Below are 16,415 nucleotides of genomic sequence, written 5' to 3' on the forward strand. Positions count from 1 at the left end.
AATTTATTTACTCCTAAATGTCTCCTTGGAATAAATCAATTGCAATCTAACAACAGCAAGTTAGTTTAAAATTCTATAGTCTGTAAAATTTATTTATGATAAGTTAATCCAATTTTTCACCGGTAAGTTGAAAAAGTGCTTCTTTATATTTTTCGCTCGTAACTTTGATAATTTCTTCTGGTAAATCAGGTGGAGGCGGTTGTTTGTTAAATCCAATTGAAATAAGGTAATCTCTTACATATTGTTTATCAAAACTTTCCTGAGCTATTCCCTTTTGATATTTATCTTTTGGCCAAAAACGGGAAGAATCCGGTGTAAGGACTTCATCAACAATTATTACTTTTCCGTTGTAAACTCCAAATTCAAATTTTGTATCAGCTATAATTATTCCTTTAGTTAAAGCGAATTCTGCAGCGGCTTTATAAATTTCTAATGTAGCACTTTTAATTTTCTCAAATATTTCATTGCCAACAATTTTTATAGCTTGCTCTGCAGTAATGTTTTCGTCGTGTTCACCAATTTCAGCTTTTGTTGATGGAGTAAAAATTGGCTCGGGAAGTTTTTCCGATTCTACCAATCCTTCGGGAAGCTTTATTCCAGAAATCATTCCAGTTTTTTTGTAATCGTTCCATCCCGATCCAGAGATATATCCACGAACAATGCACTCAATTGGAACAACATCTGTTTTAATTACCAGCATTGATCTTCCATCCAATACAGATAAATATTCCTGGCAAACTGCTGGATATTCATTTACATCGGAAGTTATAAGATGATTCTTTATAATATTTTTTGAGTAGTTAAACCAATATTCTGAAATTTTGTTCAAGACAATTCCCTTATACGGAATTCCTTGATTCATAATCACATCAAAAGCGGAAAGACGGTCCGATGCGACAATTAAAAAATGTTCATCTAAATCATATATTTCTCTAACCTTCCCTTTTTTAAACAATTTTAGTTTTGGAAACTCAGATTTTAATAAAACTTCTCTCTGCATTCTTATCTCTTTAATTTTTGTTTATAAATATAAAAAGCTGAGTTGATTATTCAAACCTTAATCTGAAATATTGTGGACAGATTTAGGATTCATTCTGATCGATATTGCAATACAATTTCCATATAAATATTATCACCATTATTTTTTTCCAAACTCTTTCTTTCTTGAATATTGATTTAAATTATTATAAGTTCATTTTGAAAAACAAAGTGGTTGTTATGAAATCAAAACAATACCTTGGAATTCTCGGGTTAATATTATTGCTAATTGGAGGATTTATTCCAATTGCAAAATTAAATGAAGAGGTCATTTCTATCTTTCCGGTTTGGAATAATATTGAATTACAGAATGGGTTATGGCAGTGGCGTGATATTTCCTTCTTTGCTGTTACTATAGTATTAATAATTTTTCTTACGATTTACCTGCTTATTGTAAAAAAGTATTTGGGATTTATTGTAACAGGTGTGCTTTCTCTTTTTATAATTCTTATAATTTTTATTGCACTTCTGCAAGTAAATTCAAAAGTATCCGGTGTGGAAGGAGTTTCATTTTCTTTTAGCTGGGGATTAGTGGTTGCAGTAGCATCCGGAATTGCATTCCTATTGGCTGGGTTAACAAAGCAAAAATTAAAATGATTATTTAACAGGAAATACAGGAATCAAATCATAATTATACTTTTCTAAACTTTTAAATTATTTTTGAACTTAAAGAATTATTAGAAAAATTTCTCTTATCTCTTTCCAAACTTTAGTCTTTATAAATTTTTCAAATTCCTTTTCACCCAGGGGAAAACTATTTTTTAATTCTCCATAAGTAAATATCCGTTCAGAATTAAAACTGGACAGCTTTGCAATTTCACTCAACCAAACTCCAATTTTTTTGTCTACTTTCCAATTTCCTTCTGCAGAATTGCCAAATATTTGCAGCCCAATTTTATCGTTAGATTTCTTATAAATTGGCTGAGAACCAATCCATAAAACTTTCATTCGATCATTTAACTCAATCTCTTTATAGGAATTGTCTAAATAACTCTTTATTAACTCTGCTGGAATATTTGATTGTGGCACTTTAAAATCAAACCAACTATCTGCAGCCCAAGCCAGACCAATGCTATGCATAAAATTGTAAAGCGCTTTGTTTAATCCATCTGAATATTTATAATAATTAACACCTGTGGAATCTTCGTGTAACAAATCATTGTTGGCAAATGAATTTCTTGTAGACGATTTTATTTTTATCCCGTAGAAACCGGGATTCAAAGCAATCGGACTGTGAATGGTTAACGTAAATAAATGCCAAAAAGCTGATTGAATAAAGTCCAAATTGATGAATTGGCGTACAATTTCTAAGCTGTTTATTATTTCCTGTTCAGTTTGAGAAGGAAATCCATACATTAAATATGCGTGTACTAAAATTCCAGCTTGCCTAAAATTGGAACAAGTAACTGCAACCTGTTCTAATGTAACCCCTTTGTTAATCAACTTAAGCAATCTATCATCAGCAACTTCCAGCCCACCGCTTACTGCAACACAACCAGATAAGGATAACAGTTTACACAAATCCTTTGTAAATGCTTTTTCAAAACGAATATTACCCCACCATGTAACTTTAAGTTTGCGCTTTAGAATTTCAAATGCAATTTCTTTAAGTAGAGTTGGTGGAGCAGCCTCATCAGTAAAATGAAATGCTGTTTTACCTGTTTGAGAAATTAAATCTTCCATACAATCTACAACAGTAACAGCTTTTGCTGGAGAATATCTTCGTATGTAATCCAAGGTTACATCACAGAAAGTACATTTTTGCCAATAGCATCCGTGTGCAACCATAAGTTTATTCCAATAGCCATCAGTCCAAAGACGGTACATGGGATTTAGCATTTCTGTAATTGATATATAATCATCCGGATTAATTCCTGCTAAATATGGGGAATTAAAATTATCATGCTTAAATAGTTCATTATGATCATTTTCAGAAAAAATTAATGTACCATTATTGCGTCGCAATGTTCTGATAAAATTTTTAGGTTTATTCTTACTATGTAAATTATTAATTATACTTAGCAGCGGAAGTTCACCATCATCGTAAGTAATGTAATCAGTATAATCAAATATTTTAGAGTCTTTTATATTTCTTAATTCGGTATTCACATATCCACCACCAAAAACAATTTTAGTTTTAGGAAAATTATCTTTTACAAATTTTGATGATACCAATGCACCTAAAAGATTTCCTGGAAATGGAATAGTATAACCTACCAGATGGGGTTTATAATCTCTAATTTTTTTAGAAGTTTCTTCAATGATAAAATCCTCAATCAAATTTGTTGTTCGAGTTAATTCCTTAAGAATTGGTCCGAAGGTTGAAAGGCTTGTAGCAATTTTTTCACCGTACCTGCTTAATCCAAAATGTGGTGAGATTGTATTACGGATTAAATTTGTTAAATCATCTATTAAAAGTGAGCAGTAATATTTTGCTTTGTCTTGAATGCTAAAATACCCAAATGCGTCTTCAGGAATTTCCTTTTCGAATGACTTCCCTTTTGGCAGGAAATCTTCATTTATAATTCGGTATGCAAGATTTTGATTTCTTCCTTGTAAAAAATTTATAACTGCATCAATTACATCAATATAATTTTGGGATAACGCCAGGCATCGGATTATATATTGATCTTTTTTTGATTTTTGCCCGGCAATTGTAGAAAATATTTTAGTTAATCCTTCTTTGGAAAATATACGAAGAGTAACAGCTAATGATAAATCAAAATTAATAACTTCATAACCATTTGATTTAAGAAATCCTGCTAATTGAGTTGTAGATGGATATGGTGTGTTTATTTGTGTAAATGGAGGAATTATCAACAGAACTTTCATCACTTAATTCCCCAAATAATATCTGCCTGAACAAAATTATTTTCATCTAAATCAATTCTAAATAATTTGTTGGAATTGAAGTCAGCCACATATTTCTTAATCAGTTCCTTCAACCAAAACAATTCAGCTTTAAGCTTCCAATTTTCACCATCGTGTGATTGTAGAACTATAAACAATCGGTTCTTTAAGTGTTTTCTTTTCTGTTGGCTTTGATTCACATATAGCCATCTAATCAAATCGATTGGATCTTTCTGTGCCTCTTCAATAGTTTTATTATATTTTTTGGGAAATACTGTTGTCTTATGATCAAAGCTTATTCCCATAATTTCAAAATCAACAAGTTTGTCTTTATGATTCTTTGCAGGTTTTACATTGGGAAGCGTGCAGAATATAAATTCTATTGCGTGAGCAGACCAGAAATTGAACCAACGGTTCATAGCGTAATTTGAAAGTAATTCGTAGTCGACTCTTTTATCAAATCTTTCCTTAATGTTTTTTTGCAGATCAAGAAATTTTTCTGTGTGATAAATGAAATTAGTAAGATTATCAAAAATATCATTCTGCTTCATTCCCCAATTGTAAGGATAGTCCAATCGTTTCTTTAATTCAATTTCAATCTGTAGTAATTCCATTTTTACACTTTCTGGAAAAGGAAAATATACTCGTGTTTAAAAATATAAAAACCACCTTTTAATGCTCTGTAGCGCCACAATTCTTTTTGATTCATCTTTCCTTTAGTTTCATCAAAGTTTTTAATGATGGTAGATTTTAGTTTGAATTTTCTTTTTAGAACTTCTTGCATAGAATAAAATCCAAGAGGAATCCATTCACCTCCAGAATACTTATCTCCAATTACCAAGGCAAGATATTTTCTTTTTCCTAAAATTGGATAAATTCCATCAATAATTTGTCCTAATCGATCAAGAAAGTCTTCAATACTTTTTGAATTGGATAAATCACTTTCATCCTTGCTGAACTTTATAATATCCCAATAAGGTGGGTGCATAATTACAAATTGAATCGTTTCTATCCCAATTTTCTGCAATTCTTTTTCAAAATTAATTTTTGTGCTGTCTCCACAAATTATTTTCGATTTATAATCTGAACCAAAAATATCTTCTTCTTTTGCAATATTTAATTTTGCTAATTCAGCAATTGAAGGTAACAATTCAATACCAATTCCGTTTCTACCAAGACGCTTGCATTCAATTAAAGTTGTTCCGCTGCCAAGAAAAGTATCCAAAACCCAATCACCTTTCTTTGTAAATCTCCTTAACAATTGATTTGGAATCTGTGGAATAAAGTTCCCCCAATATCCTGCGTTATGCGCACCGGAGGTATCTCGTTTATCAAATATCCAAAGGCTATCAGTAATAATATCATCATATTGCTTCCAGAGATTCATATTAAGATCGTTTAAAATGTTTTCATCATTTACAGTCAAACTTTTTATCAGACGGCTGATGTAATACTTCGTTCTTTCAATTGTTTTCGTTTCAACTATTTGATTGAGTTCAGTCAACAAATATTCTCTGATGTTATTCTTATTCCCATTGTTATTAGGAATCAAATAATCTATTTCCAGGTTATCGGAATTTTCCACAACATTTTTAAGATCGAGTAAACCATTTTTTATTAATTGTAACTCCTGGTTACTTAACAGATTTCTTAAAACATCAATAGGTTGTAGTTTATTTTTCATTCAATTAAATTCTTGATAATGTTTTGTTAAAAATTAACATAAAACAACTTTAAAAAAAACTGTTTGTGTAACAGAAGAAGGATTGAAGGTTATAGATAAAAAAAGAGGCACTCGGTAATGCCTCTTTGTAACGTGGGCAGAGACGGAATTGAACCGCCGACACATGGATTTTCAGTCCATTGCTCTACCGACTGAGCTATCTGCCCATTCAAATTTGTTGTTCAAAATATAGCGATTTTATTAAAAACCGCAAAAATTATTATTTTATTTGTGCATAAATAATTCTCGTCTACAAATTTGATTTGAATTTTTAGGGAAATCTTGTCTTTTAATATATCTCCACCAATAAATTTTGGAATCATTGAATAAACGACAACCACTATGTTTATTATTGTAAATATTTTCCTTGCGTATTTATTAATTAAGCTAACAGCAAAAAAAGATTTTATAACTTACCTCAACAAGGAAGAATGTGGTTAACCTGGATAATGGAAATTGACTTTTAAGAACCACAAATATTCTTTTCTAATTTCAAATAAATTCACCTATTTTTATCTATGATTTTTCAAATATAAAGTCTAAAAGTGAATTCAAGTATATTTATAATTATTAATCTTCTTCTTGTAATAGCATTTATTAAGCTCGTTTCCAAAAAAGATTTTCTTACATATCTTCAGAATGGACGGTGGCTTTTAACCTGGATTGCAATTGGTATTATTACCCTGATGGACGAATTAACATCAGTCTTTTATGCAAATGCAGAAGCTCATCGGTTTATAGGTGTAAAAGCTATAATTTATATCGCACTTACTTCAGTCCTTATCCGATTCCTTTCTACAAGGATGGTTGAGATAGCTGAGATTTTAGAAGCAAACAATATTAAAGGAGGCGGAGTATATTCGTTTTCTTACATGGTTCTTGGACCAAGTTTTTCATTCATTGCTATTTCATCTATTCTGGTTGATTATGTTTTAACTGCAACAATTTCAACAGCTTCGGCGGTTGAGAACGGAACATCATTTTTAGGAACAAGCCCGGCAATAAATTTTATTCTAAAATTTGGAGTAATCTGGTTTATAACTTCACTCAACATTATTGGCATAAAAGAAAATGCCAAATTTACTTTTCTAATATTCGTTTTTGCTGCATTTGTTTTGGTTAATTTAATTATTGGTGGTGCGTTAAATTTAGATTCCAATTCTACAGGAAAGATTGCTGCAAGTTTTCAAGGATTCATAGGAGATTTAACTGAAGGCTCTCCTTTCATTGCATATGAAAATATAATAATCGGTATAGGAAGTTGCATTCTAGCATACTCAGGTATAGAATCAGTACTTCAAACTGCTTCTCTTGTTAAAAGTTGGAAAGAAATTAGAAAGGCTTATCTGTTTCTTGCACTAACAGTGGGTATCGTAACTCCATTAATCGCATTATTAGTTTTATCATCACCAATAGATATATCAAAGCATGAAACAGACTTAATTCCTGTTTTTGCAGCATTAACAAATGGACAATTTTTTGGGATTGTAGTTGCGATTTTAGCCACTTTTACTTTAATAATGGCAGTTAATACTGCGATGGTAGCGTCAGCAGAATTAATTGAAAAGATAGCTGAGAGATATAATTATGAATCAATTATTAAATTAAATAAAAAACAATCGTTATATAGGATTCACATTCTTAATGCATTCTTTTATTCTGCTATATTAATAATAACAAGCGGAAGTCAGGCAATACTTGCTGAAATGTATGCCGTAGGATTGGTGGCAAGTTTCTGTATAAACACAGGCTCATTGTTGATGTATAGATACTCAAGGGGAACTAAAGAAATTACTTACAAAACTTCCAGAACTGGCACTTTAATTCTTTTTATTATCCTGTTAAGTACTTTTACTTATATAATTATCCATAGACCATACGGAACTGTACTTTGGTTATGTATAACATCGATTGTATTATTTGCAGGTCTGAGAATTTCAAAATATAAGTCTCCGGAAATTAAAGTACGAATGATTACGAGTACTCCGATGGATGTAATTTTTGCAATAGCTGATTCAATAGCTGATAAAGTCCATATTTATTTCCGTCGACCAACTGAATTGGAAGCCCAGGAAGAGCACAAAGATTCAATATTCGTTAGTTTTTACACACCAAGGACAGAACAACCAAAGGCGCTTTCACCAAATCATTTTTCCCTTTCAATCCAACGGAAAATGAAATTATTTGATATGATATTCGGTTTACTTAAGACTATTGAATATGAATTCCCTCCCGAAAAACATCTTCACATTCACTTTGGCTGGCCCATGTCTTCCTGGTTGGATCGAATGTCTATTGGAGTGATGATTTATAATATCATTCACTTACCTAAGAAATTCCCAAAATTTACTTTCCATATGGATTATTTTGGACAGAAATAATTCTAAACATTTTTAGGAATTAGTGCATTAAGAAGTTGCGCATTCCAAAACTTTGTTTGCTGATCATAAATACCAAATCCGGAACAAAACTCCCAGTATGCCCAACTAAATCCTCTTTGCTCTGACAATCGGCTAACGTAGTAAGTCCAATATGCTCTTGAAATCAAATCAGCTTTATTGTACGCACCAAATTCCCCAAGGTAAAGTGGACGGTTATTTGTTGTTGACCAGGAAAGAGCTCTATCCAGGTCTCTACTGAGATTTTCCAATTCCAGCGCAGATGCTAACCATTTAGTGCCTAACCAATCATTGCTACCGGAAACCCATTCTGCACCTTGATGAGTAAAATGAAATGGATTATAATAATGAAATGTAATAATCAGGTTATTTTCATCTTTGGGCAAATTTAAAGTTGATAAATTTTCAACACCGCTCCAATTAGCTGGAGAAACAATTAATGTTCTATAAGGATTTTTCTCCCTTACTATTTTAATAGCTTCAAGAATATTTTGATTCCAGATGTCTGGAGTCAATTGGTTATTCGGTTCATTTAGTAATTCAAAAAATAAATCGCCAGAATAATTTGCATAGCGTGCAGAAATTTGACTCCACAATGAAAGAAATCTCTCTTTATTGTTAACAGGATCAGTCATCATTTCTTCATAATGATGAATATTAATAACTACAGCAAGTCCGTTGGATAATGATTGATTTATTGCCCAGTCAATTCTCTCAAAAAATTTTTGATCAATAGTAAATGGAGTTGCAGTTAATGCGTGAGAAGACCAGCGAATTGGAATCCGAACCGAATTGAATCCCTTTTCCTTAATCAATTGAAAAAATTCCTCTTTTAAAACAACACCCCATTCTCCTTCTGTCGGCGCTTCCAGGGCATTTCCAAGATTTATCCCTCTGCCAAGCCGTTTATTTTGTTCAAATGGATCCAGCGGGTTAGTAAGTGGGTTATCCGTTGGTATAACTGGATTACTGGAATCTTTTGAGCACCCAATATTGAATAACAACAATGCAGAAATTAAATAACTAAAGGAGGAGAGTTTTTTTCTATTTATATATGATTTATTCATTTGCTTTTCAAATTCACTTTTTATGATTTGCAAAATTAGTTGATTTAGTTACATATCCCAAATGGAATAATTCTGTGCCAACAATTCATTTAAATGTAAATATAACCTAAATATTTCTTTCAGAATATTTCACGTATGAAATAAATATTTTATATTAAAAATAAAATAAAATGTTTTTATGGAGGAACGATGTCCACACTAATGGTTAGCATATCTGGAATTAGAGGTCTGGTAGGCGATGGTTTGGAACCAGAAGTTTTAGTTAAATACACTTCAGCTTATGCAGATTTTTGCGGTAGAGGAAAAGTAGTGGTTGGAAGGGATGCAAGAATTTCTGGTGAAATGGTAAAAAGTATTGTTGTTGGTACTCTTTCCGCAAAAGGAATTGAAGTTATTGATATTGGAATTGTTCCTACTCCTACGGTTCAATACACGGTAAAAACACTTAGAGCCGCTGGTGGTATTGCAATTTCTGCAAGTCATAATCCAAATGAATGGAACGCTCTTAAGCTTCTGAATAGTACCGGACAATTTATGACCCCTGAAGAAAATCTTGATTTACAAAAAATCCTGACAAAGGAAAGAACTTATAAAAGCTGGCATAATTTAGGGAAAATTTCTTTATATCAGAATGGATTGAAAAAACATATGGAAGATGTATTTAAACTAAAGTACATTGACAAAGTAAAAATCAAGGAAAGAAAATTTAAAGTACTTGCAGATTGCGTTAATGGAGCCGGAGCATATTGCATTCCTGATCTACTGCGAGAATTTGGATGCGAAGTGATTGAAATGAATTGTGAGAAAACAGGAATCTTCCCCCGTTTGCCGGAACCATTACCGGAAAATTTATTAGAAACAATGGCTGCTGTAAAAGAAGCGAAAGCTGATCTTGGTATTGTTGTGGATCCTGATGTTGATCGATTAGTTTTAATTACGGATAAAGGCGAACCGTTTAGCGAAGAAAATACAATTACTCAGGCTGTAAAATTTGTTTTATCTAAAGAAAAAGGAAATGTTGTTGTTAATTTATCAACTACAAGAGCTGTGGATGACGTTGCCAAAGCTGCTGGATGCAAGGTCTTTCGTTCATCTGTTGGAGAAGCGAATGTTGTAAAAAAAATGAAAGAAGTGGATGCAATAATTGGTGGTGAAGGAAGCGGTGGAGTAATTTATCCTGCATTGCATTACGGAAGAGATGCCTTGGTTGGTATCGCAATCACGCTACAGCATCTTTTAGAATTTGGAAAAACAATTTCCGAATTGAAAGAAGAGTTGCCAAAATATTATATTGCTAAAAGAAAAATTGAGCTGAAGAATACGAATCCAGATTTAATTGTTAATGCTCTAATTGAGAAATTTAAAAACGAAAATATTAATACTGAAGATGGTTTACGAATCGATTTTGAAGATCATTGGGTGCATTTCAGAAAATCGAACACTGAACCAATTATTAGATGTATTACAGAAGCTAAAACAGTTGTAGAAGCTGAAAAATTTATTGATAAATATTTTAGTGAAATTAAAAGTATGATGTAAAATTAATTTCATCAATTTGAACATATAAAAATAAAAGTTGAAAGTAATGAAGTAAAAATTTATAATTTTCATTACACTTACTTAATCCGCACTTTTTTATACAGCTTGGGCAACGTACTTAAATATTAGAATATAATGGCAAAGACCTCCCAAAATTACAAAGATGTGCCATACTTCATGAAAGCCAAACACACCAGGTACAAAATTCATTAGTTTGAAACTATAAATAACGGATCCAAGAGTAAAGATAACTCCACCGAGGAATAACCAGATTAAAGCACCTGTTGGAAATACAGTAACAATTTCATTCATTGCAATTAATGCCAGCCAACCCATTGCTACATAAATACTCGCAGAAATCCATCGGGGCGCTTTGATTATAAACAGCTTTACAATAATCCCAATTATTGCAATCAACCAAATAATAATAAGCAATCCCCATCTCCAAAAACCAGTAAGCAGGTTTATACAAATAGGAGTGTAAGTCCCAGCAATTAAAATAAAAATTGCAGAGTGGTCAAGCTTACGTAAAATTTCAATTGTTTTTGGTTTTGCAGATGTTAGATGATAAGCTGAACTTATTGAGAACATTATAATCAAACTCATTCCGTAGACAAGCAGTGAAATTAATTTTATTAAATCACCTCTACAAGTGAAAATTAAAAAGATTAATCCTACCAAAGCTGAAATTGCCGTTACGAGATGACTTAAACCACTAAATGGATCACGGAATTTATGAAACAAATTTACTCTCTTCTAAATGCTGGGATATTATAAAAAATTTTAAGGAAATTAGGGAATCTTAATTACATCAACCTTCTTCGCTTCTTAAAGTAGCTGAACAAAGCTTTATCAAATGGCGTAGATGTGTCTATCAGATTGTACTCAATATTGGAGTTAAGACATTCTTCTTTGATCATTTCAATAAATTCTTTCATCGCAATCTGATATGCTTTCTGAATCTGGTGCGGTTGTGTTGTCATTTCTTCCGCGGATTCTAAATCTTTAAAAATTGCATCTCTGCTAAAAGCAAAACTCCTTTCAATTGGATCCAGAACCTGGAAAACTATTACTTCATTCTTTTTATATCGGAAATGCTTGAGTGCAGTTAGCACAGATTTTACATCATCAAAAAAATCGGAGATGATAATTACCAATCCTCTTCTCTTTACTTTTTCGGCAACAGAGCTAAGACAATTGGCAGTTTTGGTAGTACTTGTAGGCTTCACCTGGCTTAAAGTTCTAAGAAGCTCCGGCAAATAACTTTTGGAAGATTTAGGTGGAAGAAAAGATTCTATTTTGTCTGAGTATAGTGTAAGCCCAACCGCATCCTGCTGCTTCTGCATCAAATAAATTAAACTGGCGGCAAGCATAGAAGCATAATCCAATTTCTTAATATTATTTTCGTAGCCATAATCCATTGATTTGCTAACGTCAAGAATAAGATGGCAAACTAAATTGGTTTCTTCTTCAAATTGTTTTATATAAAATTTTTCTGTTTTACCGTAAACTTTCCAATCAATATTTTTTAGGGAATCTCCTTGCATATAAGGTCGATGCTCACTGAACTCAACACTAAATCCGTGGTAAGGACTTTTATGCAATCCAACCAGAAATCCTTCAACAACCAGCCGTGCTTTTAATTCAAGAGAATTAAGTTTAGAAACAGTCGAAGGATCTAAATATTTTCTATAGTCAAGTGTAGTTTCTGTCATTTTTTTGATTGCAGATTTTGCTTTAAAATATCTTCCGGCTGCATACCCAAGGTTTGCAATTCAGTTTTTGCAGAAGCTGCCAGTTCATTATTTGGATAAGTATCAATGAACTTCTGGAATGTTATTTTAGCAGCATCAAAATCCTTAAAATCATTTGATTGAACAAATCCCTTCATAAACAATGCTTTTGGGGCTTCTTCACTTTTAGGATATTCTTTAAATATTCTATCATAGTATTGAACTGCTTTTTTTAAGGATTCTTTTCCATCAGCATTCTTTACTGCATTGCCATGATATAATTTTGCAATTTCAAAAAGTGCCTTGTTTGCCAACGGACTTTGGGAATGTTTCTCAACAATCATTTCATAAGAATTAATTGCTTCGTTTACTTTACCTTCTTTTTGAAATTTCAGAGCATCATCCCAAAAACCTTTATCTGATTTTGAGCACCCGGTAAAAAACAATATCATTGCAAAAATAGTTGATAAACCCAAAAAGTATTTATTCATAAATTTACTCCAAAGAAAAAATGGTAAAAGAAATAATTCTTCTATTAGAATAATACTAAATCAGGAGATTGGAGACAAGTCAGGATTTGGTTTCATGGAATCGCCCCTTGACCAGGAAACTTTTCTGCCTAACGATGCAAGGATGCGTTGAATCTTAACGGTACCGTGAATTGGATCATCGATGAGATTGTGTTTCTTAGGATATATTTTATATTTTTCCCGGTAGATTTTTGGTGTAAAATTAGGCATTACAATGTTTGCCCCAACTTGCAATGCTTTTTCTCTACCAAGTGAATCGATTGTAGCAATTGCAGTTGTAGCCGGAATGTGAGTATTCTTTAAAAGTATTCTGCCTATTGCAATTGTTTTTAAAGTTAATTCAACGCTTCCAATTGATTTATTCCAATAAGGAGTATTCGGCGAAGGTACAAACGGACTAAAAGAAGCCATATCTACATCTAATTTTTTACAGAGCAGCAAATCATCAGCAATATCTTCTGTAGTTTGGAACGGTAAGCCAATCAAATTTCCACTACCAACCTGAAATCCAATTGATTTTAGAAATTCTATGTGTTCAAGTCGGTCTTGCACTTTTTGGGATTGGTGATAGATTGAGTAAAGTTTTGGATTTGCCGTTTCGTGCTTAAGCAAATATCTATCTGCACCGGCATATTTCCATGTTTTGTATTCTTCAAATTCCCGTTCACCTAAACTTAAAGTAACTGCAACATCCGCATCTTGCTTAATTGAATAAATTATATATGCAATTTTATCAGTATCGAAAGCAAAATCTTCACCACTTTGAATTACAATTGTACCTATCCCAATATTAGAAATAATTTTGGCGGTTTCAATAATTTCATCCGGCTGCATTCTGTAGCGTTCAAGTTCATTATTTCCATTTCGGATTCCGCAATAAAGGCAATCCTGTTCGCAGAAGTTAGAAATTTCAATTATTCCTCTAAGATGAACTTCATCACCACAATATTGTTTACGAACTTCATCTGCTTTTTCAAAAAGACGTCTGGTATCTCTGAAATCAGATAACTCAAGAAGATAAATTATTTCTTCTCTTGTTAATTCATTTTTATTTAATATACTTTCTAATTCCATAACAATAGTTAAAAGTAAACGTCTCTTTCTCCGTTAATAAACCACTAAAGCAAAACACAATAATCCTGCCATAAGAGTTAAAACATAATAATTCAAAAAAATCAAGCATTTCATTTTGGATTTCTTAAATGAGAGAATCTTTTCTTTCAAACTGTGTTTTTTTTCTTAAATGGAATAGAATTAATTAACTGGAAGTTGCTTTTAGACTGGAAAAAAAAGCCCCGCCATATTGGAGGGGCTTTCTAAAATGAATGTAAAATTAAGGTTTACTTAACTAAAATCATTTTCTTCGTGCCTGTAAAGTTAGTTCCATCAACACCCTTTACACTGATTGAGTAGAAGTATATTCCACTGTTGAAATTAACAGCATTAAAATTAACTTCGTGAATTCCTGCAGCAAAATTGCCATTAACTAAGCTGGCAACTTCTTCACCAATAATGCTAAATACTTTTAAGCTTACTTTTGAATCTGATGGTAAGGCAAACTTAATTAATGTATTTGGGTTAAAAGGATTTGGATAATTTTGTAACAAAGCAAATTCTGTTGGAACAGAATTTACAACCGCTTCAGTAGTGCCAACTGTTTTTTTGGCTCCACTGTAATCAACCTGAACTAATTTGTAAGTATAAGTTCCGTTGCTCAAATTATTATCAGCAAACTGATATGATTTCTTTTCATTGGTTGTACCAAAACCAGGAATGAATTTTACCATTTCACTATTTCTGTAAACTTCAAATCCTCTGTTGTTCAATTCAGAAGCTGTTTGCCAGTTTAATGAAACAACATTTCCTTTAACTACTGACGCAAAGGATGCTAGTTCTACTGGAACAATTGCTAGAAAATCTGTAAAAAACCTGGGCTGTAATTGATACCCAGCAGCTGGATTTGTAGAACTGAATTGAGTAATAACTCCACGAATATCACTTGGCCAGGATGGCTCTAAATTACCATCTATGTCTGTATCGCTATCGATCCTAACAATAATGGTATCGGTACCAGTCACGCAAGTCAAATTTGCACTTCCAGATGTTGGCCAATTACCAGAAACTTTTGTTAGATTTTTAAAAAGTACAAACTCTGCTTCATAATCTTCCGGAGTTGCTTTAAATTGTGCTAAGGTAAGTTCTTGCTCAATAGGTAAAGCGGCACTGTCTTTATAAACTACAACATCTGTATCAGTTAAAGGAGTAATTTCTGTTAAACCATTATAATGATCAATGAAACCAGTGATGCCAACACTATCTCCTAAACTAAGCGCTGGGCTTAACAAACCACTTTTAAAAGTAGCAATACCAGCAGTACCATCCCATATATAGTAGGAACGGTTAGAGGTTTGATAATTAGGAGTGAATACTACTCCTTTAACGTATACAGTATCAGTTTTTCTATCAGGGATGTTATCAGCATTCAAATCTTCACGCGCTTGAATGATATCTAAAGCATTAACTTTAAATGCAGCAATGCCATTATTAGAAACTAATTGATAAATAATAAATGAATCATCTGTTGGATTAACTTTAACTGTAACATCCGCAGTTGCATTTGCATTTGCATTATAAACGTTAGTTAAAGAAAGCGTTAGAAAGTGTTTTGGATATTTTTCAGAAGTTGTAATATCATAAACCAACATGGTCAATCCAAAAGTTGCATCATTTCTTCCAATGACAGCAACATATTTCCTTCCTGCTCGTTCAAAATATTTTACACTATGCCAACCGGAAGCAATTACACCTGTGTTGATAGTATCTACATTAGCTCCGGTTCCATCAATATGTATTGTTGGGGTTCCAGCTCCATTTACCCAGAATCCACCTTCCTGATTATCAGCGATCGGTGAAATACCTCCTCTGGCAAGACCTGCTGCAGAAAGTGATATATCTGTTGCTGGTGCAAAAACTGTCCCATCAACCGTAGAAAAAACATAAATAACATTGCTTGAACTACCACTACAATAAATTTTTGTAGTCACACCAGAACCAGTTACCTGGAAAGCATCACCAGCACGTTGCGCAACAGCTCCTGACCATGCAACAGTTGGTACTGCTGCTTCATTAGCCCACTGATAAAGTTTTAACTCCCCTGCCGCTAAGGCTAAATTACACGCATAAATTTTTCCATCTGCTGTAACGCGGACTAAATTTAAATTGAATGTTCCACCAGAAACACCGGTCATATCCAAAGTTCCAAGCTCTTCTCCAGATAGTGCATTTAGAATATGGATTGCGTATGGAGTTGTTTTACTTGCAACAAGTAAATGTCCAGTAACAGGATTTACAGCAAGGGCTCGGAAACTATTATCGTTTGCGAGCCAAGGATATGCGCCAGCACTTTTTTCCCACAATTTTGTGTACTGTGCATTACTGAACCCAACCACTAACAATAGCGTAATTAAAACAAGGAATAATTTTTTCATTGGACCTCCAAATTAATGTTAATAAAAAGTTTTTTTAGAAATGTTTTC

The 16,415-nt window shown here is 32.6% G+C and carries 13 protein-coding genes and 1 tRNA gene; 3 read left to right on the plus strand and 11 right to left on the minus strand.

The window, feature by feature from the left end; genetic code table 11:
* Window positions 1–103 precede the first annotated feature (103 nt).
* Window positions 104–1,000, minus strand: a complete 897-nt coding sequence (locus NTX22_05570; protein MCX6149978.1) for a phosphoribosylaminoimidazolesuccinocarboxamide synthase — start codon at window positions 998–1,000, stop codon at window positions 104–106.
* Between the two features lie 218 nt (window positions 1,001–1,218).
* Between NTX22_05570 and NTX22_05575 the strand changes: the two genes are divergently transcribed.
* Window positions 1,219–1,635, plus strand: coding sequence for a hypothetical protein (locus NTX22_05575; GenBank protein MCX6149979.1), 417 nt, complete (start codon window positions 1,219–1,221; stop codon window positions 1,633–1,635).
* 69 nt (window positions 1,636–1,704) lie between these two features.
* On the opposite strand, the gene NTX22_05580 is transcribed toward NTX22_05575, so the two are convergent.
* From NTX22_05580 to NTX22_05595, 4 genes are all read right to left on the minus strand, one after another.
* Window positions 1,705–3,870, minus strand: a complete 2,166-nt coding sequence (locus tag NTX22_05580) for a B12-binding domain-containing radical SAM protein (protein ID MCX6149980.1) — start codon at window positions 3,868–3,870, stop codon at window positions 1,705–1,707.
* Entirely contained in the window at window positions 3,870–4,502 is a 633-nt protein-coding gene (locus NTX22_05585) for a hypothetical protein (GenBank protein ID MCX6149981.1), read from the minus strand. The genes NTX22_05580 and NTX22_05585 overlap by 1 nt, the downstream gene beginning before the upstream one ends.
* A 2-nt stretch (window positions 4,503–4,504) precedes the next feature.
* Window positions 4,505–5,275 carry a DNA methyltransferase gene (locus NTX22_05590; GenBank protein ID MCX6149982.1) on the minus strand — a complete coding sequence of 257 codons (771 nt, stop codon included), beginning with the start codon at window positions 5,273–5,275 and terminating at the stop codon, window positions 4,505–4,507.
* Window positions 5,276–5,705: 430 nt separating this feature from the next.
* Window positions 5,706–5,778 (minus strand) — tRNA-Phe (locus NTX22_05595).
* Between the two features lie 378 nt (window positions 5,779–6,156).
* Between NTX22_05595 and NTX22_05600 the strand changes: the two genes are divergently transcribed.
* On the plus strand, window positions 6,157–7,992 hold the full coding sequence (locus NTX22_05600; protein ID MCX6149983.1) for an APC family permease: 1,836 nt from the start codon (window positions 6,157–6,159) through the stop codon (window positions 7,990–7,992).
* Between the two features lie 2 nt (window positions 7,993–7,994).
* On the opposite strand, the gene NTX22_05605 is transcribed toward NTX22_05600, so the two are convergent.
* Window positions 7,995–9,077 carry a glycoside hydrolase family 5 protein gene (locus tag NTX22_05605; protein MCX6149984.1) on the minus strand — a complete coding sequence of 361 codons (1,083 nt, stop codon included), beginning with the start codon at window positions 9,075–9,077 and terminating at the stop codon, window positions 7,995–7,997.
* A 189-nt stretch (window positions 9,078–9,266) separates the two neighbouring features.
* Between NTX22_05605 and glmM the strand changes: the two genes are divergently transcribed.
* Entirely contained in the window at window positions 9,267–10,616 is a 1,350-nt protein-coding gene (gene glmM, locus NTX22_05610) for a phosphoglucosamine mutase (protein MCX6149985.1), read from the plus strand.
* A 96-nt stretch (window positions 10,617–10,712) separates the two neighbouring features.
* Here the strand turns inward: glmM and NTX22_05615 are convergent, their stop codons facing one another.
* The 5 genes from NTX22_05615 to NTX22_05635 form a co-directional block, all read right to left on the minus strand.
* Window positions 10,713–11,360 carry a hemolysin III family protein gene (locus NTX22_05615; GenBank protein ID MCX6149986.1) on the minus strand — a complete coding sequence of 216 codons (648 nt, stop codon included), beginning with the start codon at window positions 11,358–11,360 and terminating at the stop codon, window positions 10,713–10,715.
* Between the two features lie 62 nt (window positions 11,361–11,422).
* A complete protein-coding gene (locus tag NTX22_05620; protein ID MCX6149987.1) occupies window positions 11,423–12,331 on the minus strand; it encodes a DUF58 domain-containing protein in 909 nt (302 codons plus the stop codon).
* Window positions 12,328–12,840 (minus strand): tetratricopeptide repeat protein, encoded by a 513-nt coding sequence (locus tag NTX22_05625; GenBank protein ID MCX6149988.1) that lies wholly within the window; start codon window positions 12,838–12,840, stop codon window positions 12,328–12,330. Before NTX22_05625 ends, NTX22_05620 begins: the two co-directional genes overlap by 4 nt.
* Window positions 12,841–12,900: 60 nt before the next feature.
* Window positions 12,901–13,953: a [FeFe] hydrogenase H-cluster radical SAM maturase HydE gene (gene hydE, locus NTX22_05630; GenBank protein ID MCX6149989.1), complete on the minus strand. Its 1,053-nt coding sequence runs from the start codon at window positions 13,951–13,953 to the stop codon at window positions 12,901–12,903.
* A gap of 266 nt (window positions 13,954–14,219) precedes the next feature.
* Window positions 14,220–16,367 carry a T9SS type A sorting domain-containing protein gene (locus tag NTX22_05635; GenBank protein ID MCX6149990.1) on the minus strand — a complete coding sequence of 716 codons (2,148 nt, stop codon included), beginning with the start codon at window positions 16,365–16,367 and terminating at the stop codon, window positions 14,220–14,222.
* Window positions 16,368–16,415: the final 48 nt, after the last annotated feature.

The organism is Ignavibacteriales bacterium (assembly GCA_026390815.1).
Lineage (GTDB): Bacteria > Bacteroidota > Ignavibacteria > Ignavibacteriales > SURF-24 > JAPLFH01.

Bases quoted from the DNA above. Each gene is read 5' to 3' on its own strand.
- NTX22_05575 (MCX6149979.1), top strand. From the start codon at position 1,219: ATGAAATCAAAACAATACCTTGGAATTCTCGGGTTAATATTATTGCTA.
- NTX22_05605 (MCX6149984.1), bottom strand. From the start codon at position 9,077: ATGAATAAATCATATATAAATAGAAAAAAACTCTCCTCCTTTAGTTAT.
- NTX22_05585 (MCX6149981.1), bottom strand. From the start codon at position 4,502: ATGGAATTACTACAGATTGAAATTGAATTAAAGAAACGATTGGACTAT.
- NTX22_05635 (MCX6149990.1), bottom strand. From the start codon at position 16,367: ATGAAAAAATTATTCCTTGTTTTAATTACGCTATTGTTAGTGGTTGGG.
- NTX22_05620 (MCX6149987.1), bottom strand. From the start codon at position 12,331: ATGACAGAAACTACACTTGACTATAGAAAATATTTAGATCCTTCGACT.
- NTX22_05625 (MCX6149988.1), bottom strand. From the start codon at position 12,840: ATGAATAAATACTTTTTGGGTTTATCAACTATTTTTGCAATGATATTG.
- NTX22_05590 (MCX6149982.1), bottom strand. From the start codon at position 5,275: ATGAATCTCTGGAAGCAATATGATGATATTATTACTGATAGCCTTTGG.
- NTX22_05570 (MCX6149978.1), bottom strand. From the start codon at position 1,000: ATGCAGAGAGAAGTTTTATTAAAATCTGAGTTTCCAAAACTAAAATTG.
- hydE (MCX6149989.1), bottom strand. From the start codon at position 13,953: ATGGAATTAGAAAGTATATTAAATAAAAATGAATTAACAAGAGAAGAA.
- glmM (MCX6149985.1), top strand. From the start codon at position 9,267: ATGTCCACACTAATGGTTAGCATATCTGGAATTAGAGGTCTGGTAGGC.
- NTX22_05580 (MCX6149980.1), bottom strand. From the start codon at position 3,870: ATGAAAGTTCTGTTGATAATTCCTCCATTTACACAAATAAACACACCA.